At 53.2% G+C, this 603-nt stretch carries 1 protein-coding gene; it reads right to left on the minus strand.

Annotation, left to right across the window (positions count from 1 at the left end; translation table 11 throughout):
• Positions 1-603 (minus strand): hypothetical protein (locus ACXAH9_RS17145; RefSeq protein WP_474896077.1); only part of this gene is annotated, 603 nt, incomplete at both ends.

The following is a 603-nucleotide window of genomic DNA, read 5'->3' on the forward strand; positions in this document are numbered from 1 at the left end:
AGGGTTCACTGCTTCTTCGTCGATGATAAACTCGATGAGGTCAGCGGCAGGGGTTACACAGCCTGTGGTATTGTTTTCCAGTCTGAGGTAATAAGTACCTGCAGGCAGTCCGGCGATGACGCTGGCATCTGCGCTACCATTAGCAGCAGCGGTTGAGCTGTCGCTTTCGAAGAACACGACATCAGGGAATCCAGCCACTGCAATAGGAGTTGTCCCATCGTCTTCCAGCCAGGTGAAGTCATAATCTGTGATGTTCACTCCAGCACCGGAAACAGAGACCGTACCTGTCGGTCTGGTTTCAGTGATGTCATTGATCTGTATAGCGCCATTGTTTGGCGTACAGTTGTCATTGTCATCCAGCTCATAAGCTGTACCGAGTGTAGCAGGCACAGAGATGGTTGTGTTGAACTGCTGGATGGTCACGGCCATGATCGGGCTCAGGCATCCGTCACCCGGGCTGGTAAGGTCTTCGGCACGCACATAGTAGGTACCAGCAGGCAGGCTGTTGATTCTGTTCACACCCGCTTGTCCGTTGGCGGTATTGCCAGAAGCTCCTGTACCATCGAAGGAGAGGTTCACAAGCCCCGGATCATCACCAGCATC

It is taken from the genome of Ekhidna sp. ABH4_415, from assembly GCF_056161305.1.